The following is a 24958-nucleotide window of genomic DNA, read 5'->3' as shown; positions in this document are numbered from 1 at the left end:
GACGAGACTGACGTAATCCGCTTCGCCCGAAACGATCCGCGGCAGGCCGAGAAGCGGGAACGGCGGATCATCGGGGTGGCAGCATAGCCTGAGGCCGAGCGCTTCGGCCGTCGGCACAACCTCGGACAGGAAATCGGCCAGATGGGTGCGCAGCCGCGCGGCATCGATGGCGGCATAGCTGGCAAGTGCGGTGCGCAGATCGGCAATATCCCAATGCGCCGCCGCGCCGGGCAGCCCTGCCACGATATTGCGCGCCAAGGCGGCTTCCTCGCGGAGGTCATCGGGATAGTCGTCAACGGCACCCGGGCGGGCAAGGGTGAACAGGTCGAAGCCCACGAAATCGGCCAGTTCGAAATGCATCGCCCGCCCGCCGCCGGGCACCGGATGGGTCAGATCGGTGCGCGTCCAATCCAGCACGGGCATAAAATTGTAGCAGATCACCTTGATCCCCGCCGCGGCCAGATTGTGAAGGCTTTGGCGGTAGCACGCCACATGCGCGCGCCAGTCACCCGTCTGGGTCTTGATCGCCTCGGAGACAGGCAGGCTTTCGACCACATCCCATGTCAGGCCGGACGGCGCATCGGGCGGTCCTTCGATCTCGGCCTTGCGGCGGGCGATCTCATCGGGTGACCAGACGGCCCCCGTCGGCACATGATGCAGCGCCGAGACGATACCCTGCGCGCCAGTCTGCATGATCTCGGGGATGGTGATCTCATCGGCGGGGCCGAACCAACGCCATGTCTCGCGCATCTCAATCCACCCTCAGGCTCAGGCCGCTCTCGGTGTCAAACAAGTTGAACGCACCAGTGGACCGCGACATGGATGTGAACGCCAAGCCCGATCCCGGCCTGGCCCGAGCCGTGTCGCGTGATGGCCGTGCCGCGGGCGGTCTGACCATAAACAAAGCTTTCGCCGCCAAGCTGTGCGACCGACCCCCCGCTACCTTGAACGGCCCAGCATCGGCGACGACCTGATGATTGGGACGACGGTCGCCAAGCTGGCCGATCTGCGGCATGCCGGCCACCTCAGCCACCGTGCCCGCGCCGATCAGGGTAACACCAAGCTCTGCCATCAACCGCCCCCTCCGCCGGATCGGTTCGCCATTCGCGGCGAAGACTGCGCATTGCCACGCGGCACTGTCAATCGCGCCGGGTAGATGCGGCTTGCGAATTGACACCGCGCGCGCCGCGCCGCAGGTTCGGGCCAGATCGCAGCGCCGGAGGATACGACATGACAGACCACCCCATCGCAATGATAACGGGCGGCGCGCAGGGCATCGGCTTGGCCTGTGGGCGGGCCTTGGCGGCCGATGGCTACCGCGTGATGCTGGTCGATCTGAAAGACAGCGTGACCGATGCCGCCCAAGAGATTGGCGGGCGCGGCTTCATCTGCGATGTGGCCGACACCGATGCGCTTTTGGCGATCTTCGACCGGATCGAGGCCGAGGAAGGGCCGGTGGCAGCGCTTGTGAACAATGCGGGTATCGCCAGACCGGGCGATTTCCTGAGCTATGATCTGGCCGATTTCGACGCGGTGATCGGGCTGAACCTGCGCAGCGTTTTCGCGGCGACCCAGCGCGCGGCCAAGGGGATGATCGCAGCCGGCATCAAGGGGGCGATCGTCAACATGTCGTCGATCAACGCGGTGGTGGCGATCCCCGCGATCCCGGCCTATTGCGCCTCCAAGGGGGGGGTGCAGCAATTGACCAAGGCGTCATCGCTGGCGCTTGCCCCCCATGGCATCCGGGTCAATGCGGTCGGCCCCGGCTCTATCGATACCGAGATGATGGCGGGCGTGAATGCCAGCCCCGAGGCCTTGGCGCGCGTGCTGTCGCGCACCCCCATCGGCAGGGTCGGCAGCGCCGATGAGATCGGCAGCGTCGTGGCGTTTTTGTGTTCACCCAAATCCAGCTATGTCACCGGCGAGACGATCTATGTCGATGGCGGGCGGCTGGGGCTGAACTACACCGTCTGAGCAAGCCCCGCGCGCCATGCCATCACGCGCGCGGTCGACATCGCGCCCACCCACATGGCAAACACCGCCAACAGCGCGGTGGTCGAGAACACCGCCCCGCCCGAGACGCCCGCGCCAACCGCGCAGCCCCCGGCCAGCATCGCGCCAAAGCCCATCAGAACCGCGCCGATCAGGTAGCGCTCCATCGGCGTGTCGGCGCCGAAGCGTTCCAGCTTCCACTCGCCAAAGATCATGGCGGCGCTGCCTGCGCCCACGAACACCCCCGGCACCAGACCGATGCCGAAAGACAGCGCCACGCTGCGCTCGGCCACCAGCGCCATCAACGTATCGGTCGCAGGCCCGGTGAAAGTGACCGAGGCGACCGGCACCATCTCGAAGCTATTGGCAGCGATCAGCGCAGTCAGCGCCCAGCCCATTGCGACGGCCAGCCCGACGACCCCGGCACCAAGCATCACGCCCTTGCCCAAGCCGCGCCGCAAGCCAAAGAGCAGCGCCGCCACCAGCGCCAGCGCCGACAGGCCCGCCGCCATGCCACTCCCAAGGCCGAGCGTGTCAAGCATGCTGCGCCCGGCGCCCCCGGGCACGGTCCAAAGCGCGCTGATCGCCTCGCGCGCAGGGGCCAGCGCCCCTGTGTAGGCCGCTTGCGCCACCAGCGTGACAACCAGCCCGGTGATCAGCGCCCTTAGGTTGCCCGTGGCCGACAAGACCAATAGCCGCGAGGCGCACCCCCGCGCCAGGATCATGCCGACCCCAAACATCAGCCCGCCGATCAGCGCGCCCGAAACCGACCCTTCGGCCGCCAATTGCCGCGTACTCGATACATCGAAAAGCCCAAGCGCGATGCCTGCCTGCGTCAACATCAATGCTGCGAAAAAAGCGACAAGCCAAATGGCGAGTTTCGGGCCAAGCTGCCCCCCTGCCACTTCGGCCGTGGCCGCGCGCAGGCAGAACCGCGAGCGTTGCGCCGCCCATCCGAAAACAAGCCCGGTCAGGCCACCGGCCACTGCCAGCACAAGCGGCTCGCCCCGCGCGATCAGCACATCTTCCAACATGGCGCCTCCCCCCGTTTGGCCAGTGACCTAGGCCGCGCAATCGTCGGGCGCGTTGACTTGGATCAAGCGCCTACTGCGCCGCCAAGGGCTGGCGGGCCAGCCGACATTGCGACCACAAATCGCCAAGCGCGCCGACAAGATGGGCGATATCGGCCTCTGAATGGACGGGCGATGGCGTGATGCGCAACCGCTCGGTCCCCTTGGGCACGGTCGGATAGTTGATCGGCTGGATATAGATGCCGTGGCGTGCCATCAGCTGGTCGGAAATCCAGCGGCATTTCACCGGATCACCCACCATCACGGGGATGATGTGGCTGTCATTGGCCAGATGCGGGATGCCTTGGGCGTCAAGGCGGGCGCGCACCTCGGCGACACGGGCCTGATGGGCGGTGCGCTCGGCGTTGCTGGCCTTGAGATGGCGCACCGCCGCCGCAGCCCCCGCAGCGACCGCGGGCGGCAGGGCCGTGGTGAAGATGAAACCGGAGGCGAAGCTGCGCACGAAATCGACCATCACGGCCTTGCCTGCGATATAGCCACCAACCACGCCGTAAGCCTTGCCCAGCGTCCCTTGGATCACATCGATCCGGCCCATCAACCCTTCGCGTTCCGCGATACCACCGCCGCGCGGGCCGTAAAGGCCGACGGCATGCACCTCGTCGAGATAGGTCATGGCGCCATAGCGTTCCGCCAGATCGCAAATGGCCGCGATGGGGGCGATGTCGCCATCCATCGAATAGACCGATTCAAAGGCGACGATCTTGGGGCGATCTTCGGATATCGCTTTAAGTTTTTCTTCCAGATCATTCAGATCATTATGTTTCCATATCACACGCTCGGCGCGGGAATGGCGGATGCCTTCGATCATCGAGGCGTGATTGCCCGCATCCGACAGAACGACACAACCCGGCAGGCGCGCGGCCAATGTACCAAGGCTTGCCCAGTTCGAGACATAGCCCGAGGTAAAGACCAGTGCCGCCTCTTTGTCGTGAAGATCCGCCAATTCGGCCTCGAGCGTCACATGGGCATGCGTCGTGCCGGAAATATTGCGCGTGCCGCCCGCGCCCGCGCCCATCGCGTCGATGGCTGCATGCATCGCCGCCAAGACATCCGGATGCTGGCCCATGCCGAGATAGTCATTCGAACACCACACGGTGATATCGCGCGCCCCGCCCGCATGGCGATTGAGGGCTGCCGGAAACTGGCCCCGGCGGCGTTCGAGATCGGCGAAATAGCGGTAATTGCCGGCCTGCTTCAGCGCATCGAGTTCGTCGCTGAAGAAGCGGTCATAGCGGTTTTGATCGGTCACTGTGCTGTCGCCTCGAGAATGATGGCGTCAAGCAGCGCCTCGACCTCTTGCATCGGCCCATCGGGGTAATCGCGATGGCCGATCATGACCTCACCCTCCCTGTCGGCCACGAAAATCCCATAGGGGCAATGCATGATGTTCATCGGATCGGCCTCCATCACCCGGCGCGACACGGCGGCCGAACAGAAGAGAAAGATCTGCGCATTATCGAAAATCATGACATCCGAGCCCATATCGGCCGCGGTGCGGTTGAGCATATCACCGACATGGCTGGTATAGTCGATCACGAGGCCCCGCCCGATGATCGCGTTCTCGATGGCGAAACTCGCATCCTCGAAACTGCCATCGAAGGGATAGGTGATGGCGTCTTGTGCGGCCGCGATCTGCGGCATTGCGGCCAACGTCAGGCCAAGAGCAAGGTTTCGTAGCATGGGTGCCGCCTCCGGTAACGAGGGTGCCGGGGGCGAAACGCCCGCCCCCGGCCACTAAGTTCAAACGAACATGTCGCTGGTGATCGCGCGGTACCAATCAAGGCTTTCGCGATAGGTGGCCGCGCGCACATCGCCGGTTTCGCCCACTTGGCTGACGAAGCTGTCGATGCTGACGATGCCGGTATCGGATGCCTCGTAGGTGGCGCCGACCTTGATGCCGTCATCGGTATCAAGCAGCGACCAGCAGGTATTCGAATACCGCGCCGGGAAGGCCCGCGAGCCAGTGAGTGCCGCGACGATCGCGTTGGCCGCAACCTTGGCTTGGCTATTGGCCGAGAAGCCCGACTTGGGCATCGCGCCCTGTGCCGCCGCATCGCCCAAGACGGTGATGTTGGGGTCGACCTTGCTGGTCATGTCATAGGCCGAGACGGGCGCCCAATTGCCATCGGTGATCCCTGCGGCGAAGGCGATCTGGCCTGCACGCTGTCCAGGGATGACGTTGCAGACATCGACCTTTTCGGCGACGCCGTCGATGGTGACGGTCATCGCTGCCGGATCGACCTCGATCGCCGCGCCACCCATATCGGGACCGATGCGGGTGACCATGCCCGAATAGTGGCGGTTCCAGCCATCCTCGAAGAGCCCCTGCTTGGAGAAGCTTTCCTTGGGGTCGACCAGCAAGATCTTGGCGGTCGGGTTATTCTCACGCAGGTAATGGGCCACCATCGAGATCCGCTCATAGGGGCCGGGCGGGCAGCGATAGGGGTTGGGCGGTGCGACCATGGCGAAGGTGCCGCCCTGCGGCATCGCCGCGATCTGGGCGCGCAGCAATTCGACCTGAGTGCCACCCTTGTAGGCATGGGGCATGCGACCCTGCGCAGAAACCGACCAGCCGGGCACGCTGCCATCGACGAAATCGATGCCGGGGCTGAGGACCAAGCGGTCGTAAGGCACGCTTGCGCCGCTTGCCAAGGACACGGTCTTGGCGTCGCGGTCGACACCCACGGCCCAATCATGGACCACGTTGATCCCGTAATTGGCGGCAAGACCATCATAGCTATGGCCCAGATCGTCATAATCGAAGAAGCCGCCCAGATAGAGATTGCCGAAATAGCAGGTGTGATAGACCCGCTGGGGTTCGATCAGCGTGACGTCGATGGCGCCGGCGCCATCGCGTGCGATGTAGCGCGCAGCCGTGGCCCCACCCGAGCCGCCGCCGACGACGACAACGCGGGGCGTGGCCTGCGCGCGGGCGATCATGGGCGTGGCGAGTGCCGCCGTCAGCGCGGCGGATGTGCCCAAAAAGGCGCGTCTGTTCATGGTCATGTCTTTCTCCCTTTTTCGCCCTTTAGCGGGCTTCTCTTCCAAGCGCCGGTCCGGTGGCGCTGCCCCGTGGGCACCGATGCGTTACTCGGTACGCGCGAAATAGGCGGCAAGTGCGGCCAGCTCTTCATCGCCGAGCCTGCGTGCCACCGTATTCATCACCTGATGTTCGCGTGTTCCGCTACGATAATCAACCATGCCCGCAATGAAAGCCGAGGGTGCAAGACCCCGGATCGTGGGGATGTCCGAGCCGCCACTGTCGCGGTGACAGGCGGTGCATTCCGATGACAGGTATTCGCCGTAGGGCACATCGCCCGCAATGGCGAGGATCGTGGCGATCTCGGGGTCGACGGCGACATCGGCGGGGTCCATGACGGCCCCATCGCTGCGCCCGCCTTCGGCCAGCATATAGGCGATCAGATCCTTGCGGTCCTGCTCGTCGCGCACGCCGCGAAACACCATCCGCGTGCGGGGAAAATAGTCGCGCGGCGCGGCCATGAAGCGGTCCAGCGCGGCGGTGTCCCACACGCGCCCCTCGACCCCGGCGGCGGCCAGGTCATCTGAAAATTCGTAACCGGGGACCGCGCCGATCAGCCGATCGACGATCTCGTTGAGATGGGGGCCAACACGATGGACCGCCCCATCGCCGATCATATGGCACGCCCGGCACGGGCGATAAAGTGCCTCGCCCTGTGCCGGGTCCCCTTCGGCGAATGACGGGGAGGACGTCATCGCCGAAGTTGCCAAAACCAGCGCGCCGATAAATGCGCGCGCTGACGTCATTTTGCCTCGCCCCCAACAGCGCGGATATAGGCGACCATGGCGGCGGCGTCCTCTTCCGAGCGCAGCCCGCGGAAGGCCATCCGGTTACCTTGGATATAGCCGCGCGGATCAAGCAAGAAAGCGGTCAGCGTCTCGTCGTTCCAGACCATCCCGCTTTCACCCGCTTGCTGAAAGGCAGGCGAGTAGCGGAAACCATCATGGCTGCCGACCGCTGCGCCGAAGGTATTGTTGAGCTGCGGGCCGGTGCGGTTGACCGCCCCTTCGCCGATCTGGTGGCACGAGGCACATTGACGAAACAGCCCCTCGCCTGCGGCGACCAGCGCCGGATCGGGGCCTGCGGGTGCGGCGGCCTCGACCACGGCTGCGGCAGGTGCGGCTTCTTCGGCCACGGCCGGAGTTGCGGCAGCAGAGGTATCGGCCTCGGCCTCGGGCGTCACCGACAACACGGTGGCGCGCGCCGTGATCGACACGCTTGTCGCGCAATTCGTCATGCAAGGCTCGCCGGAAAAGACCGCGTATTCGGTCTCGGCCCGGTTATCCATGAAGAAGGCCTGCTGATTGTCCATCGGCATCTCGAGGAAGTTCTCGTTCGACAATACGAAGTCATCATCGACCATGTCATTGAGATACATCAGGTAAGCGGTGATCGCATAGACCTCGTCATCGCTGAGCGATTGCGCCGCGCCATAAGGCATGGCGCGATGGACATAATCCCACACGGTGGACAGATAGGGCCAGTAGGAACCAATCGTCTTGTGCGGGTCTTCGCCATCAAGCGTGCCGCGCCCACCGGCCAATACCGGCCAGCGGCCGACCGCCTCGCCGAAATCGCCGTGACAGGCGGCGCAATTGTCGATGTAAAGCTCTTCGCCCGTGTAGACGTCGCCGGACCCGACCGGCAAGCCCAAACCATCGGGGCGAATGTCGATATCCCATGCCGCGACTTCCTCGGGAAGGGCTGCACGCCCCAGACCAAAGCCGCCTTCGCGCGCGGGGGCCGGGGTTTCGGCAAAGGCGAAACTTGCACCAAGCGCGACGATTGTCGTGGACAGGGTAAGTGTCTTAATCATCTTAGCCGATTTCAACATTTTCAGCCTCGCCTGCTTCATTGATGGCCCAAGTTTGGATGCCGTTGTTGTGGTAGATCGAATTGGTCCCGCGCACGGCGCGCAGCTGGTCCTTGGTCGGCTGAACATAGCCGGTGCTGTCATGCGCCCGGCTCTGGATCAGCAGCGGGCTGCCATCCCAGTCGAACTCGTAGTAGAAACGGTGCATCGACTTGTCCAAGCTGGGGCCCGACATCCGCGCCTGATGCCAGGTGATGCCGCCATCAATGGTCACATCGACGCGCGGAATGGTGCCGCGACCCGACCATGCGACGCCGGTCAAAACGGTCGGCCCCGGTCCATGGGTGATCGGCGCCTGCGGGCTGGGGTTGGTGATGACGGATTTGGCGTCCATCTCCCATGTAAAGCGGCGCGCCTGACCGTCGCCCAGAAGGTCGGTGTATTTCGAGGTTTCTTCGCGGTGGTGCCAAGGCGCATCGCCGATCTCGAGGCGGCGGAGCCACTTGACCCACATATTGCCTTCCCAGCCCGGAACGACGAGGCGCACGGGATACCCCTGTTCGGCGCGCAACCGCTCGCCGTTCATATGGGTGGCGACAAGGCAGTCATCGAGCGCCTTTTCCATCGGGATCGAACGCGTCATGCCGCTCGCATCGGCCCCTTCGGCCAAAAGCCAAGTGCCAGCGGTCTTGACACCCGCCTCTTCCAGCAGCAGCCGCAAGGGCACGCCGGTATAGATGACGTTATGGATCATGCCATGGGTGAACTGGCAGCCGTTGAGCTGCGCGCCGCGCCATTCCATGCCGGTATTCGCCGCACATTCAAGGAAATAGGTCCGGTTCTCACGCGGGAAGCGCATGAGATCATCCATGGTGAAGACCATCTGGGTATCGACCAGACCGTTGATCATCAGCCGGTGATCGGCCCATGCGATATCGGCTACGCCCGAATGGTGACGCTCGAAGCACAGACCATTGGGGGTGATGATCCCCTCAAGCTCGTGGAGCGGTGTGAAGTTGATCGAGCTGACGCTGTCGGCGGTCAGCCACGGCACGTTGCGGCGCACCACATGCGCCTCGTGCTTGGACGGCACGCCGTACGGGCGCGCATCGACGCCATCGCCCAGATATTGCTGCCAAGGCTGCAATTCGGTGATCAGCGGATCGGGGCCTGCGGCTTGGGCATGCACCAGCTTGCCCGTTGCGGCCGCCCCCGTCGCGACGGCGGCACCGGCAAGGAACTGGCGGCGCGAAGGGGTATGTCTGGGGGTGTCGGTCATGTTTCGATACCTCTTTTGTTCCGGGTGCGGCCTCAGCCGCCCACCACGTCGACGGTGTTGTTGGGTTCAAGGGTCACTGTGCCTTGGGCGCGGATATGATTTTCGACCACATCCCAGATCGGCGGGCCTTCGGTGCCTTCGTTCACGCTGGCCCAGCCGGCCACGACGTAATTCTGATCGGCAACCAGCTTTTCGCCCGTGGACAACAGCGTCATTTCGGTGATCCGGCTGCCCTGTGGTTTCATGGTGTCGATGCGGTAGCCAAGGCCACCCACCCGCACCATATCGCCGCCCTGTTGGTAATATGCATCGGGGTTGAAGATGTTGGCGGCCACATCTTCCATGATCGTGTGCAGCGTCTCGCCCGACATCTCCATCCGGTAGGCATTGGGATAGGTCATGGCGGTGACGTTGTAGATATCCTCGCGGGTGATGTCTTGGCCGGGAAGCACGGCAGCGCCCCAGCGGAAGCCCGGTGAAAGCGCAATCTGCGCATCACGCTGGGAAATCAGGGCATCACAAATCACATCATCCCAAGTACCGTTGAAGTTGCCGCGCCGGAACAAAAGCGATCCCGACTGGCCGATCACCTCGGACATTTCTGCGGCATAGGGTGCGCGGGTCTCGGTGACCAAGGCGGTCATTTCCGGGTCGGGCGCGATCACATCCGAGAAAATCGGGATCAAGCGGTGGCTGATCCCCTTCATCGCGCCATTCTCGACCTCGAGATCGACACGGCTGACGAATTTGCCATGGCTGCCACTCGCAATCAGGAAGGTATTGCCGACCTGCACCGGTTCGGGCAGCGCGTCATGGGTATGGCCCGTGAGGATCACATCGATGCCCGGAATATCGCGGGCGAATTGACGATCCACGTCGAAGCCGTTGTGGGAGAGAAGAACCACGACCTCGGCGCCCGCGTCACGGACCTCTTGCACCACCTCGGCGATCCGATCGCGGCGCAAACCGAAACTCAACTCGGGGAACATCCAACCGGGGTTGGCGATGGGCATATAGGGAAAGGCCTGACCGATCACGCCGATGGCGGTGCCATTGCGCTCGAAGATCTTGTAATCGTCATAGACCGGCTCGTCCCATTCCACGTCGAAGATATTGGCCCCGAGGAAGGCCGGGTTGACATGGCTTTCGATCAATTCGTTCACCCGGTCCGAACCAAGCGTGAACTCCCAATGCGAGGTCATCGCCTCGACGCCGAGCGCGTTCATCAGCTGGACCATATCCATGCCGCGTGTGCGCAAGCTAGGCAGCGAACCCTGCCATGTATCGCCACCATCGAGCAACAGCGCGTGGGGGGCCTGTGCGCGGATCGCCTTGACCACGGTCGAAATGCGGTCAAGCCCGCCCATGCGGCCATAGCCGCGCGCCATTGCTTCGAAATCGGTGTAGGTCAGCGCGTAATCCATCGCTGAACCTTGCGTGACGCCGAAACGTGCGCGGAATTCTTCGCCCACCAGATGCGGTGGCTGGCCCGCATGGATGCCCACGCCGATGTTGAATTCCGGCTCGCGGAAATAGATCGGCTGGGTCTGCGCATGCATGTCGGTGATATGGATCAAGGTCACGTTGCCCGGACCGCCCGTGCCGATCAGATCGTCTTGGCTCAGCGTTTGCTGCGCAGCCAGCCGCGCCCAATTGCCAAAGCCCGAGGCACCGTAAAGGGCCGATGTGGCCAAGGCGGCCTGCACGAAATGGCGACGCGAAATCATGGGTGCAACCTCTGATGTTATTCCAAAAACTGAATGTATTTTTGCAGACACCGCCCCGGAATGTGTCCGGGGCGGTTGCCGCGAGGGTTTAGTTGCGCACCGACGGTCCTTCGACCGTCAAGCCATTGCCGCGCGAGGCGACGTAAAGCTCGAGCGCCACGAATTCCGGGCTACCCACCGAAAAGGTTTCGCCGCGCGTGTCGCGGATACAGCCGCGGAAGCGGCCATGAACCGAGTTCACATTGGCGTTCTTCAGGCGATAGGTCGGGAAGCCGTTGATCTGGCCCTGGCTCAGATGGTCGGCACGGATCAGGTTGCCATAGTTGTTTTCGTGGCAATCCGCACAGCTGAGTTCGAGCTGACCGAATTTGGTGTAGTAGATCTCTTCACCAAGTTCCCATGTCTCGGCCACGGGGCCGTCGATGGCGACATTGATCGTCTGGCCGCGGCTGACCGATGCGATCAGCGAGGCCATGTTGCGCATGGCTTGGCTGTCATACCCATAGGGTTCGGCCATGCCCATACGCTCGGTCTGGCATTCGATGATCTGCATTTCGACCGTCTGCACCGCGCCATGCTCCGCATCCCACTTGGGATAGGTGGCACGAACACCGGCAAGGCTTTCGGCATTCTCGTGACAGGTGGCGCAGCTGTTGCCTTCGGTGCCCATGACGGTCTCAAAGGCCGTCAGACCCTGCTCGGTATAGAGCATGGCCGGGTTGTCGAAATCATCTGTCTGCATCGCACGGGTTTCATCCGTGCGGAACACCCACCCCGAGTAGATCGTGCTGACACGATCTTGCAAAAACTCAGGTGCGGGCGCCTCTGTGATCATGGCGATTTCGCCATTGATCACGAGGCTGTCACCCGTCCGGATATCGGCAAAGCCGACCCCAGCCACCCCGACGGCAAGCCCTGCCGCCGCGACGCCACCAAGAAGCGTTTTTCTAGTCATGGTCGTCAATCCTCCCTTGCGACGGCTAGGTCTGGTCTTGTCGCCGCCGTCACGCGACCGCGATGTCTGCCGTCTCGGTGTAGACCGAGCCGTCATCATCATACCAAGTGAATGCGAAGCTGCCGCTTTGATCCACCTTGGCGTCGAACTGGAAATATGGGTTCGTCGCCACGCCGGGATGGATCTCGACATCGATCACCATCGCGCCGTTGAATTCGCAGGTGAAGCGATTGATGATCTGGCGCGGAACCAGATTGCCATCGCTGCCACGGCGCATGCCGCTTTCCATCGGGTGGCTGATCAAGGTACGCACCGACACGCTATCGCCGGCGGATGCATCACGCGGAACGCGGACGCGGGGAACAACATTCTCTGCCATTGTCTTTTCTCCTTGTCCTAACTGGTTCAGCCGCCGCAGCCGCCGATGGTCACGCGCACATTCTGGCGCGCCTGCTTGAAGCTACCGTCGGGCATGCGCGCGATGGCGATGACCTCTTGTTCGCCAGCAAGGCGCACGCGGGTCGACACCATGTGCGAACCGGCCGCGGGGCCGAAATTGACGGTGCAGACATCCGGGTTGGGGTTGCCTGCGGCGATCAGCATGACGGCGGCGGCGCCGGGCGCATCGACTTCGATCGGAACGGTGTTGCCGTTCTCGGCGATCTCGGGCGCGATCAGCGTGATACCATCCGAGGCGGCGCTGGCGCCGCCGGTGAAGGCGTTGATGGCTTCTTCCAGCGTGGCGGCATTGGCGATGTGAGGCAGGCCGAAAAAGGCCGCCGCAACCGCCAAACCGTTGCCGACGAACTGCCTGCGGGTCTGGGTCATGAGACTATTCTCCTTGAAATCTTGTACGAAAACCGACCGGCTCAGTAGTCGGTCAGGGTCATCAGATAGGCGACGACATCCTCGATGTCTTGTGCCGCCAGAAGCGGTGAAAGCTCACCTTGCGCCGCGCGGCCGGTAAAGGCATCGCCCGGACGGGTATAGCCCGAGATGCGGTAGAAGGAGGGCATGATCGAGTCCGGGAACATCGTGTCGGCATTGACCATGAGCCCGCGTAGCCCCGCCTCGTCCCAGCGCGCGCCGACACCGTCGAGCGGCGGGCCGACTTCGCCGTGCCACGGAAATTCAGCCAAGGCTCCGACCTGATGGCAAGCAAGGCAGTTGCCGGCACCCCGGCTGACCATGATTTCGGCGCCGCGTTGGGGGTTGCCCGGCTGGCCCGTCAAGGACATTGCGATTTCACCGTATTCATTCGCCACCACATCATTTGGGGCAATAACATCGGCTTGAAGGCTGGTTGCGGCGAGCATGAGCCCTGCCGCCAGCATGATCTGGCGCTTCACTTCGATTCCCTCCCTTTGGCCGAGTCAGTAGGCCGTGGTATACCGTAGACTTACTCGCGCAATGATTGCAACAACACATTTGATTTTCTGCATGTGAGCCCTATAACCGCTCAATCGACCGCCCCTGCCGCCGCTTGCTGTGCGAACATACGGGCATGATATCGTTGGAAATCTTCCTCGCCATCATAGCCTTTTTCCAAGACCCAGTTGAGCATGTTGAAGGTTGTCCAGCGGCCGAATGCACCGGGCATGACGACGGCGGCGGCCTCGATTCCCGTGACATCCTCGGGCACATCTTCGGGGAAGAACAAAATCGTCGGCGTGAACAGATTGCGCCAGCGCCGGGCGATCTGGCGCTCTTCCATCATCTCGCCGTCGAAATCGGTCACCTCGGTCGAGCCGTGCATGTTGATACGCACGAAATAGAAATCCTCCTCGAGCATCTGCAAGATGTCTGGGACGATCCAGACCTCTTCATGCATTTTCGAGCAATAGATGCAGCCGCGCTGTTCGATGATCACGGCCAACCTGCGGCCTTGGGCATTGGCATCGGCCAGATCCTCGCGCAGGTCGAGAAAGCTGTCATTGAGCCAAGGCGCGATGTGCAACCCGTCATCGCCGATCTCGGCCAGCGCGGGGGTGACCAGCGCAAAGGCTGCGGCTGCGATCCATCCTGTCAGTCGTGTGAACATGGCGTTGGGCCTCCTCCTGCCCATGGCTGTGATGGTGGCCCTACCCGATGGTCTGGAACACCGCGAACTCGTTGATCATCCATTCACCGATATACAAAAGCGCATTGGTCGCGATCAAAACGCCAAACACGATCAGCGCGCCGCCCATGATTTTCTCGATCTTGCCCAGATGCCGCCGGAACCGCCCCATCAACTTCATGAAAGGCCCGACGAAGCCCGCCGCCAGCACGAAAGGCAGCGTCATCCCCACCCCGTAGGCGGTCAGCAGCGCCATCCCCTGCCCCGCCGTGTCGGTCGTGCCCGCCATGAACAAGATCGCGGCCAGCACAGGGCCCACGCAAGGCGTCCAGCCAAAAGCAAAGGCCAAGCCGATCAGATAGGCGCCACCAAGACCAAGATTAGCGGTATCGCCCGGTTCGGCGCGCAACGAGCGATTGAGAAAGCCGATACGGATAACACCCAGAAAATGCAGGCCCATAGCGATGATCAACGCCGCCGCGATATAGCGCAGCACATCGAACCAATCGCGCAAAACCTGACCAAAGACCGAGGCCGAAGCGCCGAGCGCCACGAAAACGGTCAAGACACCGGCCGCGAAAACCGATGCACCCAGCACCGCGCGCATCCGCGTGGCGCGCGTGACCGCCCCGCCCTGCGCCAACTCGGCGGCGCTCATTCCGCCAAGATAGCTGAGGTAAAAGGGCACCATCGGCAGGATGCAGGGTGAGAGAAATGATAACAGACCGGCAAAAAAGGCACCCGTCATCGAAATATCGAACATCGCCCTGCCTCGCCGTGGACATCACATTCAAGAATTCATATTAATGATGTCATGAAAGTTTCGTCAACGTTGCATCTGCAAGATCGCGCTCGCCGATGGGTTGTTACCCTGATTGGTGCGATGTTCTGCGCCATGACGTTGCATGCAAGCCCCGCACCGGCACAGACCGGCTGGGAATTGGTAATGGTCGAGCAGCGCGGCTGCGTCTATTGCATCCGCTGGCACGCCGATGTCGGCCCGGAATATCCGATCACCCCGGAAGGCCGATTTGCGCCGCTGCGGGTGGTCGATCTGCGCGCCCTGCCCGATGACCTGGAACTGACCCGTCGCCCCGTCTTTACGCCCACCTTCATCTTGACCCGCGACGGCCAAGAGATCAGCCGCATCGAGGGCTACCCGGGCGAGGATTTCTTTTGGGGCCTGCTGGGGCGTTTGCTCAGCCAGGGGAACGCCGATTGGGCAAGCGATCCGGTGGGCGGCTGATGAGGATGACCGCTTTTTTGTTGAAATTTGCCAAAGTTTGCGCGATTTCCCGCATCGAGGGAGCCTGTGATGAACCTTCAACATGACCTTTCGGCCGCCGCATCGGACGAAGATATGGATGACACCGCCTCGATCCTGCCCCGGATCGACGAACAAATCGACGAGGCCACATGGCGTCGGCTGCGCGATAACGCGCAGACAGCATCCGATTTTCTCAAGGCGATCAGCCATGAGGGGCGGTTGATGATCCTGTGCTCGCTGGCCAATGGCGAGAAATCGGTCACCGAGATCGAGAACATGTTGGCCTCACGCCAAGCGGCTGTGTCGCAACAGCTTTCGCGCCTCAGGCTCGAGGGGCTGGTATCCGCGCGCCGCGAGGGCAAGCAGATCTATTACAGTTTGACAGATGACCGCGCGCGCATGATCATCGAACGCGTCTACGAGTTGTTCTGCACCTGACCCGCGCCGACAGACCGGTGCCCGTGTCCGGTGCAAGGGAGGGAACATGCTCGCCTATATCGACGAATCCTGGCTGATCGCCTTGATCGGCCTTGCCGGTGGTGTTGCGCTCGGCCTTGCCGCCCGCTTGGGGCGGTTCTGCACCCTTGGCATGATCGAGGATGCCCATTACGGCAATGATCGTGCGCGGCTTTGGATGTGGGCGCTTGCCTTGGGCGTGGCGATCTTGGGCAACTTCGGGGCTGACGCGGCCGGGCTGATCCGGTTGAGCGACACGATCTATCTGCGCAATGATTACAGCCTTGTCGGTGCAGCGCTTGGCGGGCTGCTGTTTGGCTATGGCATGGCGCATGCGGGCAATTGCGGCTACGGCATGCTGGCACGTTTGGGCGGCGGCGATCTGCGCGCCATGGTGATCTCGATCGTGATGGGGATCGCGGCCTATGTAACGCTGTCCGGGCCTTTGGCGGCCTTGCGCGCAAGGCTGTTTCCCATCGACCCCAACCCGGTGACGGAACAAGGTCTGGCACATATGATCGGTGCCTCGCTTGGCATTCCGGTTGGGATTTTTGCGGGGCTTGTCGGCCTGTGCCTTGCGGGCGCGGCCGTGGTGGCGCTTTTCCGTGCCGCTCGCCTGACCGAGATCCTCTGGGCTTGCGTGGCGGGCCTCGCCATCACCTCGGGCTTTGTGGGCACCGCCTTGGTGGCGGCAAGCGGGTTCGAACCATGGGCGGTGCAATCGCACACCTTCACCGCCTCTGTCGGCGATACGATCCGCTACACGATGTTTTCCTCGGGGTTGGAGCCGGATTTCGCAATCGGTTCGGTCGCGGGGGTGGTGATCGGCGCCTTCATCGGCACGCTCTGGCGCGACGGGTTCCGCTGGGAGGCCTGCGATGACCCGCGCGAACTAAAACGTCAGATGGGCGGCGCGGTGCTGATGGGGGTCGGCGCGGTGCTGGCGGCGGGCTGTTCGGTCGGCCAAGGGCTGGGCGCACTGTCGCTTTTCACGATACACGCCCCGGTGGTGGCGGGGATGATTTGGCTGGGTGGCTGGCTTGGGCTGCGTCACCTGATCGAAGGGGTCGGCCTTGCGCGGCAGGCCTAGTTGCCCTGCCGGCTGTCCGCGGCCGGAAACAAGAAATCGCCCGTCGCCACATAATGGCCCACCAGCGCCGCAACCGCGCCATCGGCATCACGCTTGAGCGTCAGATCCTTGATCCGATCATGCTCGTCATTCACGTTGCGCGCGATCTGCGCCTTGTGGCGGGCAAGAACGCGGTAGCGGATGTTCAGATCGTAAAGCCGCTCGCAATTCTCCAACAAGATCTTCGAGCCACAGGCCGAGATCAGGGCCGCATGAAACCGACGATGCGCCGTTTCCCATGCCGAGGCCGCCGAACCGGGCAGATCGGCGGCGTTGCGCTCGATCGCGGACATGCGGAAATGGGTGACAAGCACCTGCTCCTCCCATGCGGCATCGCCCTTTTCGATCGACAGCCGCAGCGCCGCGCTTTCGAGCAGACAGCGGTTGTGCAGCACATCGGCGAAATCATCAGCCGAGGTTTCCGACACGAAAAAGCCGCGCTTGTCGATCCGTGCAACCCAACCTTCGACCGTCAGCTGGTTGAGGGCCTCGCGGATCGGCGAGGTGCCACAGGCGTAACGCTCGGACAGCATCTTGAGACCCAGCTTTTCTCCGGGCTCTAGAACAGCGGCAAGTATGTCGCCCTTGATCGCGTGAAAAACCGAAATTCCAAGCGACTGCATCTTGTCTGTCATCGACGTTTTTCCTTTACGAACCCAACGGTTGGGGCAAGACGCGTTGCAGCTAAGGCATCTGGCACGATCAGGCAAGCGCTCGCCCGTGATGGCACCTTTGTTTTCGATCATCGCAAAAACAATGAGAATCTATCGAAAAACATTTGCTGACTCTTAGATTTTCGACAATTCTGAATTTCAAACAAAATAGAATCATATTTTGCAAGCCAGAGGGGGGCAGCGCATGCGCTTATTTTACGGAAACGATTATCAGCTCTTCGTTCTGCGCGGTGACGAGGGGGTGGATATCACGGCGCTGGTCAGCGACCTGCCGCATCTCAAGCGCGAGGATTTGATGGCGGCGCTGATCGCCGAATTCGATGCATACCGCGACAAGATCTCGGCGCATGCGGCGCGCGCGGCCGGTGTGGCGCTGTCGTCGATCCACATCCGCGCGCCCCTGCCGCGCCCGCGCAATATCGTGTGCATGGCCACCAACTACATGGAAGACGGCACCTTGCCCGCCCCGCCGCCGATCAACGCCTTTCACAAAGTCTCCAATGCCGTCATCGGTCCGGGCGACACGATGATCTTGCCCGATGCGCCCGCATCCAATTTCGAATGCGAGGCGGAATTCGCGGTGATCATCGGCAAACGCGCCGCCAATGTCTCGGAGGCGGATGCGATGGGCCATATCTTCGGTTACATGAATTTCCTCGATGGCTCGGCACGCGGCCTGCCGCCGGATCGCAACGTGTTCTTCCAGGGCAAATCGCGCGAGACATTCGCGCCCACCGGCCCGTGGATCGTGACCGCCGACGAGATCGCCGATCCCTATGACATCGCCCTGAAACTATGGGTGAACGGCGTTCTGAAACAGGATTTCCACGCCAGCGACATGGCCCACAATATCGCGCGATGCATCTCGTGGGCCAGCGCGATCCATACCTTGGAGCCGGGCGATATTCTGGCCACCGGCACTAATCACCGTGGCCTGAGCAGTATCCAGAACGATGACACGATCACGCTGGAATGCACCCATCTGGGACGGCTGAGCATCAAGGTGCGTGACGATCTGCACCGCACATGGCCGCGCGACACGCGGCTTGAACGCACTTCGCAAGGGCTTTCACCCCTGCCCCCGCAGTCCAGCGGGAAATACGCGGCGACCGAGGAAAAAGCCTCGGCCTAGGCTACGGCATTGACCGGCTCGTGCCAGAGCCGGTCAGTCAAGGCTCGGACGGATATGGGAGGAGACATTTCCGCCGGGATATTCTCATCATCAGGGAGGACTGCAACCATGAAGAGCTTGGCAAAACTGACGCGAGGCGGAATCCTCGCGGCGTCTATGGCGCTGCTGCCGATCGCTGCGGTGGCTCAGGACACGAATATCACTTTCGTATCCCCCAGCCCCTCGGCCATCAACTCGTACCCGGTGCATGTTGCGATCGGCGAGGGTTATTTTGCCGATGAAGGTCTGTCCGTTACCACGCAAGCCGTGAACGGCTCATCGTCGATCCTGCAGGCCTTGGCTGCAGGTCAGGCCGATTTCGGTCGCCCCGGCCCCGCACCGGTCATCATGGCCAACTCGCGCGGCGTCGAGGTGACCTTTCTCTACAACTCGCTGCCGCGTAGCTCCTTCGGTATTCTCGTACCCGAAGGCAGCGCGATCCAGTCGCCCGAAGACCTGCGCGGCACGGTCATCGGCGTCGGGACTGCGGATGGCGCAGAAGTGGGCTTTGCCCGCGCGATCCTGAGCGATTTCGGCATGAGCGAACCGGCCGATTACACCTTCATCCCGGTGGGTGACGGTGGCCCGGCGACAGCCGGCCTGCAGCGCGGGGATATCGTGGCCTATGTCGGCTCGTTGGCCGACCGCGCCATCATCACCTATCGCGGCTTGCCGATGCGCGACATCACCCCCGAAAAGTTCGATACGCTCTTCGGCAACGGCTATGCGGCACTGACCTCTTATGTGAACGAGAATCCCGAGATCGTCGAAGGCTTTGGCCGCGCACTTGTGCGTGCGACCATTTTCACCCGTGATCCGGCCAATCGCGATCGCGTGCTCGACCACCTCGCCGTGGGCAACCCGCAAGAGATCGAGGATCGCGGCTTTGCCAATGCGCTGCTCGACGCGGTTTTGGCGAAGGGCGTGCCGCATAATCCCGAACTGGGCTGGGGCTACAATACGCCCGAGCATTGGCAGGCGTGGCATGACAGCCTTGTCTCTGCCGGCGATCTGAGCGCGCCGCTTGCCGATCTTTCGGCAATCTACACCAACGCCTTCGTCGAAGCCTGGAACACGCTGCCGTGAGCAACGCGGCACAAAAAAATGATCCGGCCGCACAACATGCGCGGCCGGTCTACGTCCTTCGGGGCGTAAACAAATTCTATGCCAGGCGCGGCGTGCACGCGCTTGACGATGTGAACCTGACCTTGGCGGAGGGCAGCTTTTCGTCGGTCATCGGGGCAAGCGGATGCGGCAAGTCCACGCTGCTCAAGATCATGGCGGGGCTGACGCCCCCCTCGTCGGGCAGCGTCATGCTCGAAGGGCGGCCCGTCATGGGGCCGCGCGACGATATCGGGATGATGTTCCAGCAAGCGACGCTATTTCCATGGCGCACCGTGCTGGAAAACATCGTGCTGCCCATCGAGATACGCGACGGCAAGAAAGCCGCGCAAGCCGCCCATGGCCGGGCGCGCGACCTGTTGTCGATGGCCGGGCTGAACGGCTTCGAACAGGCCTATCCGAACGAATTGTCGGGCGGCATGGCCCAGCGCGCGGCGATCTGCCGGATGCTGGTTTCGGAACCTTCCGTGCTTTTGCTCGACGAGCCATTCAGCGCGCTCGACGAATTGACCCGCGATTTCATGAACATGGAATTGCAGCGCATCTGCCGCGAACGCAACGCCACGGCCTTTCTCGTCACTCACTCCATCCAAGAGGCGGTGATCTTGTCGGATGTCGTCTATGTCATGTCACCCCGGCCCGGCCGTTTCGTCGAAGAGGTGGTGATCGACCTCCCACGCCCAAGGACGCTGGAGATGATGACGACGCCGCAATTCGGCGCATTGGTGGACCGTATCCGGTCGCATCTGGACGAAGGAGCCTTCACATGACGCTGATGGATCAAGACAGCGCCGCGCCCAGCACGGTCTGGGTCGAGAATGTCTCGTGGTTCGACAAGGTGCCGCGCTGGGTCGCGATGACGGCGATCTTCGTGATTTTCATGGCGCTGTGGCAGATCACGCATTTGACGGGTCTGGTCTCGCCGATCTTGCTGCCCTCGCCGATGGATACGGCCGAAGAGCTGGTTTTCGTGGGCAACAACCTGTTGACCGGCGGCTATATGCTCACGCCGCTTTGGGTGACGCTCAAGACTGTCGCCTATGCTTTCGTGCTGGCCACGGCGATCGGTTTCTCGCTGGGCGTTTTGGTGGGCGAAACGACCTTTGGCGAACGCGCGGTGATGCCCTATCTCGTGGCGCTCGACACCATGCCCAAGGTGGCCTTTGCGCCGCTTTTCATCGCGTGGCTGGGGTTCGGCATCGAAAGCAAGGTGGCGCTGGCGACCTTCATCGCGACCTTTCCGATCATCGTGGGCACGGCGGCGGGGCTGCACGCGGCCGATGAGAATGCGCGGATGCTGTTCAAGACCATGGGCGCCACGCGGCTGCAGACGCTGGTCAAGATGAAGCTTCCCACCGGCATGCCGCATTTCTTCACCGGCCTGAAGATCGGCTCGGTCGGCGTCATGGCGGGTGCGATCACGGGCGAGTTCCTTGGCGGCGGACGCGGTTTTGGCGACCTGATCCGGGTGGCCTCGACCAATCTCGATACGGCGCGGGTTTTCGCCTTGATCATCTACCTCAGCGTGATCGGCCTCGCGATCTTCATGAGCGTCGTCTGGGCGCAGCGCCGTTTCGTGTTCTGGCACAAGGCAAGCACCCTGACCGAAAGCTGATCGCGGTTGCCCTGCCCCGCACGACAGGGCATCTGCGCGACAAACAAGCCACCAAGGAAACACAAGCCATGACACAAGGTAACGATCTCTTCCCGCCAGCCGCGGTGACACGCTTTCCCGTCGCGGGATCGGACAAGACATTTCCCGTGCGCCGGGTCTATTGCATCGGTCGCAACTATGCCGCCCATGCCATCGAGATGGGACATGATCCCAACAAGGAGCCGCCCTTCTTCTTCCAGAAAAATCCCGACAACATCATCTTCGGCGATTTCCCATACCCCGTTGAAACGGACGATGTGCATTACGAGATCGAACTGGTCGTGGCGCTGGACAAGGGCGGCAAGGACATCACTGTCGAGACCGCGCTTGACCATGTCTTTGGCTATGCCGTCGGCCTCGACATGACGCGGCGCGATCTGCAGGGCGAGGCCAAGAAACTCGGCCGCCCATGGGAGATCGGCAAGGCTTTCGAGCGATCGGCCCCCTGCACGCCACTGGTGCCCGCCTCCCAGATCGGCCACCCCGATCAAGGTGCTGTCTGGCTCAAGGTCAATGGTGCGCTTCAGCAAGAAGGCGATTTGAACCAGATGATCTGGAAAGTGCCCGAGATGATCGCGATCTTGTCGCGCTTCTTCGAGCTGGAACCCGGCGATGTCATCATGACGGGCACACCCGCGGGCGTCGGGCCGGTGGTGCGCGGCGACCTGATGGAAGGCCATGTCGCAGGCGTGGGTGATCTGAAGGTCAAGGTCGTTTGACGCCGACACGATCGGCCAAAGCCCCGAAAGCCGCGCCTCTGCGCGGCTTTCTTTTTGTGCGGCCCAATGCATCGGCACCCGCCGATGCGACGCACGAAAATCGCCCGCGAAAGCCCCTGCGCCACCGCTTGCCCCGGCGCGCGGCACAACCTTGAGTTTAAAATTGGTGCCCGACACACAGAGCACTTGAATATCGGAATGTATACAGCCAAGAAAGTAGCTGTGGTTTGCCGTGGAGGACGGCAAACATCGCAAAGGTAATATTTAAAGGGGCGGCTGCCAAATTCGCCCCTCGCCAAAGCGAGCACGAAAGGGAACCGGGGCCGGCCGTTGCATGCAATTGCACCGCGCATACCCCAGATCGGGAGGGAAACATGTTCCGCAGAACACTTATGACCGCGACAGCCGCTATCGCGCTGGCCGTTGCAGGCCTTGGCGCCGCATCGGCCCAAGATACGATTCGCCTTGGCGCCGCCGCGCCGCAGTCAGGCCCGTTGGCCGGTGGTGCGGCTGTCACCCATTGGCCCGCCGTGCGGCTTTGGGTGCAACAGACCAATGATGCAGGCGGTCTGCAGCTCGCCGGTGGCAAGGCAATGATCGAACTGGTCGAGTATGATGACCAGACCAACCCGCAGCAGGCGATTCAAGCCGCCCAGCGTCTGGCCACCCAAGATCAGGTCGATTTCATGGTCGCGCCGTACTCGACGGGGTTGAACCTTGCCGCCGCACCGATCTTTGCCCAGCTGGGCTATCCGCAGATCACCGGCACCGCCGTGACGAACCAGCAGCCCGAATTGGCCGCTCAGTTCCCCAACATGTTTTTCCTTTTGGGCCGCACCAGCGTGATGGCCGAGGATACGGCAAAGATTCTGGTGGATCTGCGCGAAGCGGGCTCGATCGGCAACCGCGTGGCATTGGTCAACGTGGCCGACGCCTTCGGTATCGAGATGGCTGGCATTTCGCGCGACGTGCTGGAAGCGGCGGGGTTCGAGATCGTCTATGAGTCCTCCTACCCGCTCGGGACGCAGGATCTGGCCCCCGTGATCGACGGTGCCAAATCGGCCGAGGCTGACGCCTTCATCGCGTGGTCTTATCCCGGCGACACTTTCGCGTTGACCGATCAGGCCATCGTGCAGGGATTTGCCCCCAGCGTCTTTTTCACCGCCGTCGCCACCGCCTTTCCCGCCTATGCGGGCCGCTTTGGCGAACAGATCGAGGGCGTGTTGGGCATGGGCGGCGTGAATGCCGATGATCCGGCTTTCCAAGCCTTTGCCGCAGCGCATACCGAACTGGCAGGGCAAGGCCCCGATTTCTGGGCCTCGGCGACCACCTATGCCACGCTCGAAGTGCTGGGTCAGGCGATCGAGGCTGTCGGCTCGGCCGACCGCGCGGCGGTGCTGGCGCATCTGCAAGATCGTGCCAACAGCTACGAGACAATCCTTGGCCCCGTGTCGTTCAACGAAAACAACGACAACGAGCGTTATTGGACCGTCGGCCAGTGGCAAAACGGCGTCTTCCGCGGTGTTTCGGCGCGCGGGCGCGAAGGTGCCGTCGACGTACAGCTGTTCGACGGCTGGAACTAACTGACCTGATCCGGGCGGTGGGCTGCGGCCCGCCGCCCGTGTCTTTCGGGAACAGGGCGCATCATGTTCATCTTGATCACCGGCCTTTTGCTGGGGGGCACCTATGCCCTCATCGCGCTGGGGCTGAACCTGCAATACGGTGTCGCGCGCATCATGAACCTTGCCAATGGCGAGTTGCTGGTGGCGGGCGGGTTCGCGGCCTTTTGGGCCTACACGGCGGCGCAGGTCAGCCCGGTGGCGGCGCTTATTCTGGTGGCCCCCATCGCGTTCGCAGTGAATTGGCTGATCTATCGTATCATGCTGCAACCGCTGGTCAGCCGCGCCAAGAGCCGCGGCGCGCTTGAGGTCGACAGCATCCTTGCGACCTTCGGCATGTCATTCGCGCTGGTTGGCATCATGACAGCGCTGTTTGGTGGCGGCTATTTCAACTACGCCTACCTATCGCAACCCGTTGATATTTTTGGTTCATCCTATGGACAGAACAGGCTGGTGGCCTTTGTGCTGGCGGCGATCATCGGTCTGGGGCTGTGGCTATGGCTGAGCTATACGCGCGCGGGCCTGCGGCTGCGGGCGCTGGCGGTCAATCCCGCCTCGGCCCGGCTGGTGGGCATCGACACGCGGGCCGCCTCGGCACAGGCTTTTGCCTTGGGCGGGGCCGTGACGGCGGTCGGCGGCGCGCTGATTTCGATGTTCTTCACGCTCGACGCCTCGGTCGGTGTCTTGTTCACCATGAAGGCGCTGATCATCGTGATCATGGGCGGGGTGGGCGATATTCGCGGCACCATCGTGGCGGCCATGATCTTGGGCATCTGCGAAACCGCGGTGGCGCGGCTGATCGATCCGGGCCTGACGCTGGCGGCGGCCTATGTGCTGTTTCTGGGCATCTTGCTGTTCCGCCCGCAGGGCTTGTTCGGGAAGAAACCGACATGAGCGCGCAGGAAATCGGAAAAGTCATTCCTTGGGCCTTATTGCTTTTCGTGGCGGCTTTCGTGCCGATGATGGCCAGCCCCTATTGGCTGAGCATGGCCACCACCATGGCGATGTTCGTCGTGCTGGCGACATCATGGGCGCTGTTCTCGGGGCCCACGCATTACATCTCGCTGGCCACGGCAGCGTTTTTCGGCGTCGGCACCTTCGTCACGGGGCTTGGGTTCCAGACGCTGCCCTTCTGGATGCTGCCGCTGATCGCCGCCGCCTTGGGGGGCATCTTGGCTGCCCTTGTGGGCA

Annotated in this window: 28 protein-coding genes and 1 pseudogene; 12 read left to right on the top strand and 17 right to left on the bottom strand. The window is 62.6% G+C overall.

What is annotated here, in order from left to right; genetic code table 11:
• Both uxuA and ACTG4J_RS06965 read right to left on the bottom strand, forming a co-directional pair.
• The coding region (uxuA, locus tag ACTG4J_RS06970; RefSeq protein WP_439138217.1) for a mannonate dehydratase at positions 1–750 on the bottom strand (750 nt) is incomplete at its 3' end.
• 1 nt (position 751) lies between these two features.
• Positions 752–1072, bottom strand: coding sequence for a hypothetical protein (locus ACTG4J_RS06965; RefSeq protein ID WP_439138215.1), 321 nt, complete (start codon positions 1070–1072; stop codon positions 752–754).
• Positions 1073–1230: 158 nt separating this feature from the next.
• On the opposite strand from ACTG4J_RS06965, the gene ACTG4J_RS06960 reads away from it, so the two are divergent.
• Positions 1231–1974, top strand: a complete 744-nt coding sequence (locus ACTG4J_RS06960) for an SDR family NAD(P)-dependent oxidoreductase (protein ID WP_439138213.1) — start codon at positions 1231–1233, stop codon at positions 1972–1974.
• Here ACTG4J_RS06960 and ACTG4J_RS06955 read toward each other — a convergent pair.
• The 14 genes from ACTG4J_RS06955 to ACTG4J_RS06890 all read right to left on the bottom strand — a co-directional run bounded on the left by ACTG4J_RS06955 (position 1962) and on the right by ACTG4J_RS06890 (position 14719).
• Positions 1962–3026, bottom strand: a complete 1065-nt coding sequence (locus ACTG4J_RS06955) for a YeeE/YedE family protein (RefSeq protein WP_439138211.1) — start codon at positions 3024–3026, stop codon at positions 1962–1964. The genes ACTG4J_RS06960 and ACTG4J_RS06955 overlap by 13 nt on opposite strands.
• A 70-nt stretch (positions 3027–3096) precedes the next feature.
• Positions 3097–4332, bottom strand: coding sequence for a 5-aminolevulinate synthase (gene hemA / locus ACTG4J_RS06950; protein ID WP_439138209.1), 1236 nt, complete (start codon positions 4330–4332; stop codon positions 3097–3099).
• Positions 4329–4763: a DUF302 domain-containing protein gene (locus tag ACTG4J_RS06945; protein WP_439138208.1), complete on the bottom strand. Its 435-nt coding sequence runs from the start codon at positions 4761–4763 to the stop codon at positions 4329–4331. Before ACTG4J_RS06945 ends, hemA begins: the two co-directional genes overlap by 4 nt.
• 60 nt (positions 4764–4823) lie before the next feature.
• Positions 4824–6089 (bottom strand): FCSD flavin-binding domain-containing protein, encoded by a 1266-nt coding sequence (locus ACTG4J_RS06940; protein WP_439138206.1) that lies wholly within the window; start codon positions 6087–6089, stop codon positions 4824–4826.
• Positions 6090–6170: 81 nt separating this feature from the next.
• Entirely contained in the window at positions 6171–6818 is a 648-nt protein-coding gene (locus ACTG4J_RS06935; protein WP_439138204.1) for a c-type cytochrome, read from the bottom strand.
• 47 nt (positions 6819–6865) lie between these two features.
• A complete protein-coding gene (locus tag ACTG4J_RS06930; protein WP_439138203.1) occupies positions 6866–7939 on the bottom strand; it encodes a c-type cytochrome in 1074 nt (357 codons plus the stop codon).
• A gap of 1 nt (position 7940) precedes the next feature.
• A complete protein-coding gene (gene soxC / locus ACTG4J_RS06925) occupies positions 7941–9215 on the bottom strand; it encodes a sulfite dehydrogenase (RefSeq protein ID WP_439138201.1) in 1275 nt (424 codons plus the stop codon).
• Between the two features lie 32 nt (positions 9216–9247).
• Complete coding sequence (gene soxB, locus ACTG4J_RS06920; protein ID WP_439138199.1) at positions 9248–10942, bottom strand: thiosulfohydrolase SoxB; 1695 nt, start codon at positions 10940–10942, stop codon at positions 9248–9250.
• Between the two features lie 88 nt (positions 10943–11030).
• Entirely contained in the window at positions 11031–11897 is an 867-nt protein-coding gene (gene soxA, locus ACTG4J_RS06915) for a sulfur oxidation c-type cytochrome SoxA (RefSeq protein ID WP_439138197.1), read from the bottom strand.
• Positions 11898–11946: 49 nt separating this feature from the next.
• Entirely contained in the window at positions 11947–12276 is a 330-nt protein-coding gene (gene soxZ / locus ACTG4J_RS06910; RefSeq protein WP_439138195.1) for a thiosulfate oxidation carrier complex protein SoxZ, read from the bottom strand.
• A 26-nt stretch (positions 12277–12302) separates the two neighbouring features.
• On the bottom strand, positions 12303–12725 hold the full coding sequence (gene soxY / locus ACTG4J_RS06905; protein WP_439138194.1) for a thiosulfate oxidation carrier protein SoxY: 423 nt from the start codon (positions 12723–12725) through the stop codon (positions 12303–12305).
• Between the two features lie 41 nt (positions 12726–12766).
• Positions 12767–13246, bottom strand: coding sequence for a sulfur oxidation c-type cytochrome SoxX (soxX, locus tag ACTG4J_RS06900; protein ID WP_439138192.1), 480 nt, complete (start codon positions 13244–13246; stop codon positions 12767–12769).
• 110 nt (positions 13247–13356) lie between these two features.
• The gene (locus tag ACTG4J_RS06895; protein ID WP_439138191.1) at positions 13357–13938 is read right to left on the bottom strand and encodes a thioredoxin family protein; all 582 of its coding nucleotides are present in this window, start codon (positions 13936–13938) and stop codon (positions 13357–13359) included.
• A 40-nt stretch (positions 13939–13978) separates the two neighbouring features.
• Positions 13979–14719: a cytochrome c biogenesis CcdA family protein gene (locus ACTG4J_RS06890; protein WP_439138189.1), complete on the bottom strand. Its 741-nt coding sequence runs from the start codon at positions 14717–14719 to the stop codon at positions 13979–13981.
• A gap of 132 nt (positions 14720–14851) precedes the next feature.
• Between ACTG4J_RS06890 and ACTG4J_RS06885 the strand changes: the two genes are divergently transcribed.
• The 3 genes from ACTG4J_RS06885 (at position 14852) to ACTG4J_RS06875 (ending at position 16769) form a co-directional block, all read left to right on the top strand.
• Positions 14852–15202 carry a hypothetical protein gene (locus ACTG4J_RS06885; RefSeq protein WP_439138188.1) on the top strand — a complete coding sequence of 117 codons (351 nt, stop codon included), beginning with the start codon at positions 14852–14854 and terminating at the stop codon, positions 15200–15202.
• A 114-nt stretch (positions 15203–15316) separates the two neighbouring features.
• Positions 15317–15661 (top strand): ArsR/SmtB family transcription factor, encoded by a 345-nt coding sequence (locus ACTG4J_RS06880; RefSeq protein WP_439138219.1) that lies wholly within the window; start codon positions 15317–15319, stop codon positions 15659–15661.
• A gap of 46 nt (positions 15662–15707) precedes the next feature.
• A complete protein-coding gene (locus ACTG4J_RS06875) occupies positions 15708–16769 on the top strand; it encodes a YeeE/YedE family protein (protein ID WP_439138187.1) in 1062 nt (353 codons plus the stop codon).
• On the opposite strand, the gene ACTG4J_RS06870 is transcribed toward ACTG4J_RS06875, so the two are convergent.
• Entirely contained in the window at positions 16766–17443 is a 678-nt protein-coding gene (locus ACTG4J_RS06870; protein ID WP_439138186.1) for a GntR family transcriptional regulator, read from the bottom strand. The two genes, ACTG4J_RS06875 and ACTG4J_RS06870, sit on opposite strands and share 4 nt — an antisense overlap.
• Before the next feature lie 223 nt (positions 17444–17666).
• Between ACTG4J_RS06870 and ACTG4J_RS06865 the strand changes: the two genes are divergently transcribed.
• The 8 genes and pseudogenes from ACTG4J_RS06865 to ACTG4J_RS06830 form a co-directional block, all read left to right on the top strand.
• Complete coding sequence (locus ACTG4J_RS06865; protein ID WP_439138184.1) at positions 17667–18614, top strand: fumarylacetoacetate hydrolase family protein; 948 nt, start codon at positions 17667–17669, stop codon at positions 18612–18614.
• A gap of 108 nt (positions 18615–18722) precedes the next feature.
• Positions 18723–19739 carry an ABC transporter substrate-binding protein gene (locus ACTG4J_RS06860; RefSeq protein WP_439138182.1) on the top strand — a complete coding sequence of 339 codons (1017 nt, stop codon included), beginning with the start codon at positions 18723–18725 and terminating at the stop codon, positions 19737–19739.
• Positions 19736–20545 (top strand): ABC transporter ATP-binding protein, encoded by an 810-nt coding sequence (locus ACTG4J_RS06855; protein ID WP_439138181.1) that lies wholly within the window; start codon positions 19736–19738, stop codon positions 20543–20545. The genes ACTG4J_RS06860 and ACTG4J_RS06855 overlap by 4 nt, the downstream gene beginning before the upstream one ends.
• Complete coding sequence (locus ACTG4J_RS06850; protein ID WP_439138180.1) at positions 20542–21390, top strand: ABC transporter permease; 849 nt, start codon at positions 20542–20544, stop codon at positions 21388–21390. The genes ACTG4J_RS06855 and ACTG4J_RS06850 overlap by 4 nt, the downstream gene beginning before the upstream one ends.
• Positions 21391–21458: 68 nt before the next feature.
• A complete protein-coding gene (locus tag ACTG4J_RS06845; RefSeq protein WP_439138178.1) occupies positions 21459–22148 on the top strand; it encodes a fumarylacetoacetate hydrolase family protein in 690 nt (229 codons plus the stop codon).
• A gap of 374 nt (positions 22149–22522) precedes the next feature.
• Positions 22523–23731 carry an amino acid ABC transporter substrate-binding protein gene (locus ACTG4J_RS06840; RefSeq protein ID WP_439138176.1) on the top strand — a complete coding sequence of 403 codons (1209 nt, stop codon included), beginning with the start codon at positions 22523–22525 and terminating at the stop codon, positions 23729–23731.
• 63 nt (positions 23732–23794) lie between these two features.
• A complete protein-coding gene (locus ACTG4J_RS06835) occupies positions 23795–24661 on the top strand; it encodes a branched-chain amino acid ABC transporter permease (RefSeq protein WP_439138175.1) in 867 nt (288 codons plus the stop codon).
• Positions 24658–24958 (top strand): annotated as a pseudogene (locus tag ACTG4J_RS06830) (branched-chain amino acid ABC transporter permease); the annotation flags it as partial. The gene ACTG4J_RS06835 and the pseudogene ACTG4J_RS06830, both read left to right, overlap by 4 nt.

This window comes from Roseicyclus sp., assembly GCF_965662675.1.
Taxonomy (GTDB): Bacteria; Pseudomonadota; Alphaproteobacteria; order Rhodobacterales; family Rhodobacteraceae; genus Roseicyclus.
Note: the sequence above shows the minus strand (reverse complement) of the source record. Positions and strands in the feature narration are given on the sequence as shown.

Bases quoted from the DNA above. Each gene is read 5' to 3' on its own strand.
- soxA (WP_439138197.1), bottom strand. From the start codon at position 11,897: ATGACTAGAAAAACGCTTCTTGGTGGCGTCGCGGCGGCAGGGCTTGCC.
- soxB (WP_439138199.1), bottom strand. From the start codon at position 10,942: ATGATTTCGCGTCGCCATTTCGTGCAGGCCGCCTTGGCCACATCGGCC.
- ACTG4J_RS06840 (WP_439138176.1), top strand. From the start codon at position 22,523: ATGTTCCGCAGAACACTTATGACCGCGACAGCCGCTATCGCGCTGGCC.
- ACTG4J_RS06860 (WP_439138182.1), top strand. From the start codon at position 18,723: ATGAAGAGCTTGGCAAAACTGACGCGAGGCGGAATCCTCGCGGCGTCT.
- ACTG4J_RS06845 (WP_439138178.1), top strand. From the start codon at position 21,459: ATGACACAAGGTAACGATCTCTTCCCGCCAGCCGCGGTGACACGCTTT.
- ACTG4J_RS06965 (WP_439138215.1), bottom strand. From the start codon at position 1,072: ATGGCAGAGCTTGGTGTTACCCTGATCGGCGCGGGCACGGTGGCTGAG.
- ACTG4J_RS06850 (WP_439138180.1), top strand. From the start codon at position 20,542: ATGACGCTGATGGATCAAGACAGCGCCGCGCCCAGCACGGTCTGGGTC.
- ACTG4J_RS06940 (WP_439138206.1), bottom strand. From the start codon at position 6,089: ATGACCATGAACAGACGCGCCTTTTTGGGCACATCCGCCGCGCTGACG.
- ACTG4J_RS06835 (WP_439138175.1), top strand. From the start codon at position 23,795: ATGTTCATCTTGATCACCGGCCTTTTGCTGGGGGGCACCTATGCCCTC.
- soxC (WP_439138201.1), bottom strand. From the start codon at position 9,215: ATGACCGACACCCCCAGACATACCCCTTCGCGCCGCCAGTTCCTTGCC.
- ACTG4J_RS06880 (WP_439138219.1), top strand. From the start codon at position 15,317: ATGGATGACACCGCCTCGATCCTGCCCCGGATCGACGAACAAATCGAC.
- ACTG4J_RS06865 (WP_439138184.1), top strand. From the start codon at position 17,667: ATGCGCTTATTTTACGGAAACGATTATCAGCTCTTCGTTCTGCGCGGT.
- ACTG4J_RS06930 (WP_439138203.1), bottom strand. From the start codon at position 7,939: ATGATTAAGACACTTACCCTGTCCACGACAATCGTCGCGCTTGGTGCA.
- soxY (WP_439138194.1), bottom strand. From the start codon at position 12,725: ATGACCCAGACCCGCAGGCAGTTCGTCGGCAACGGTTTGGCGGTTGCG.
- ACTG4J_RS06870 (WP_439138186.1), bottom strand. From the start codon at position 17,443: ATGACAGACAAGATGCAGTCGCTTGGAATTTCGGTTTTTCACGCGATC.
- ACTG4J_RS06960 (WP_439138213.1), top strand. From the start codon at position 1,231: ATGACAGACCACCCCATCGCAATGATAACGGGCGGCGCGCAGGGCATC.
- ACTG4J_RS06895 (WP_439138191.1), bottom strand. From the start codon at position 13,938: ATGTTCACACGACTGACAGGATGGATCGCAGCCGCAGCCTTTGCGCTG.
- ACTG4J_RS06945 (WP_439138208.1), bottom strand. From the start codon at position 4,763: ATGCTACGAAACCTTGCTCTTGGCCTGACGTTGGCCGCAATGCCGCAG.
- ACTG4J_RS06890 (WP_439138189.1), bottom strand. From the start codon at position 14,719: ATGTTCGATATTTCGATGACGGGTGCCTTTTTTGCCGGTCTGTTATCA.
- ACTG4J_RS06955 (WP_439138211.1), bottom strand. From the start codon at position 3,026: ATGTTGGAAGATGTGCTGATCGCGCGGGGCGAGCCGCTTGTGCTGGCA.
- ACTG4J_RS06875 (WP_439138187.1), top strand. From the start codon at position 15,708: ATGCTCGCCTATATCGACGAATCCTGGCTGATCGCCTTGATCGGCCTT.
- ACTG4J_RS06935 (WP_439138204.1), bottom strand. From the start codon at position 6,818: ATGACGTCCTCCCCGTCATTCGCCGAAGGGGACCCGGCACAGGGCGAG.
- soxZ (WP_439138195.1), bottom strand. From the start codon at position 12,276: ATGGCAGAGAATGTTGTTCCCCGCGTCCGCGTTCCGCGTGATGCATCC.
- ACTG4J_RS06885 (WP_439138188.1), top strand. From the start codon at position 14,852: ATGACGTTGCATGCAAGCCCCGCACCGGCACAGACCGGCTGGGAATTG.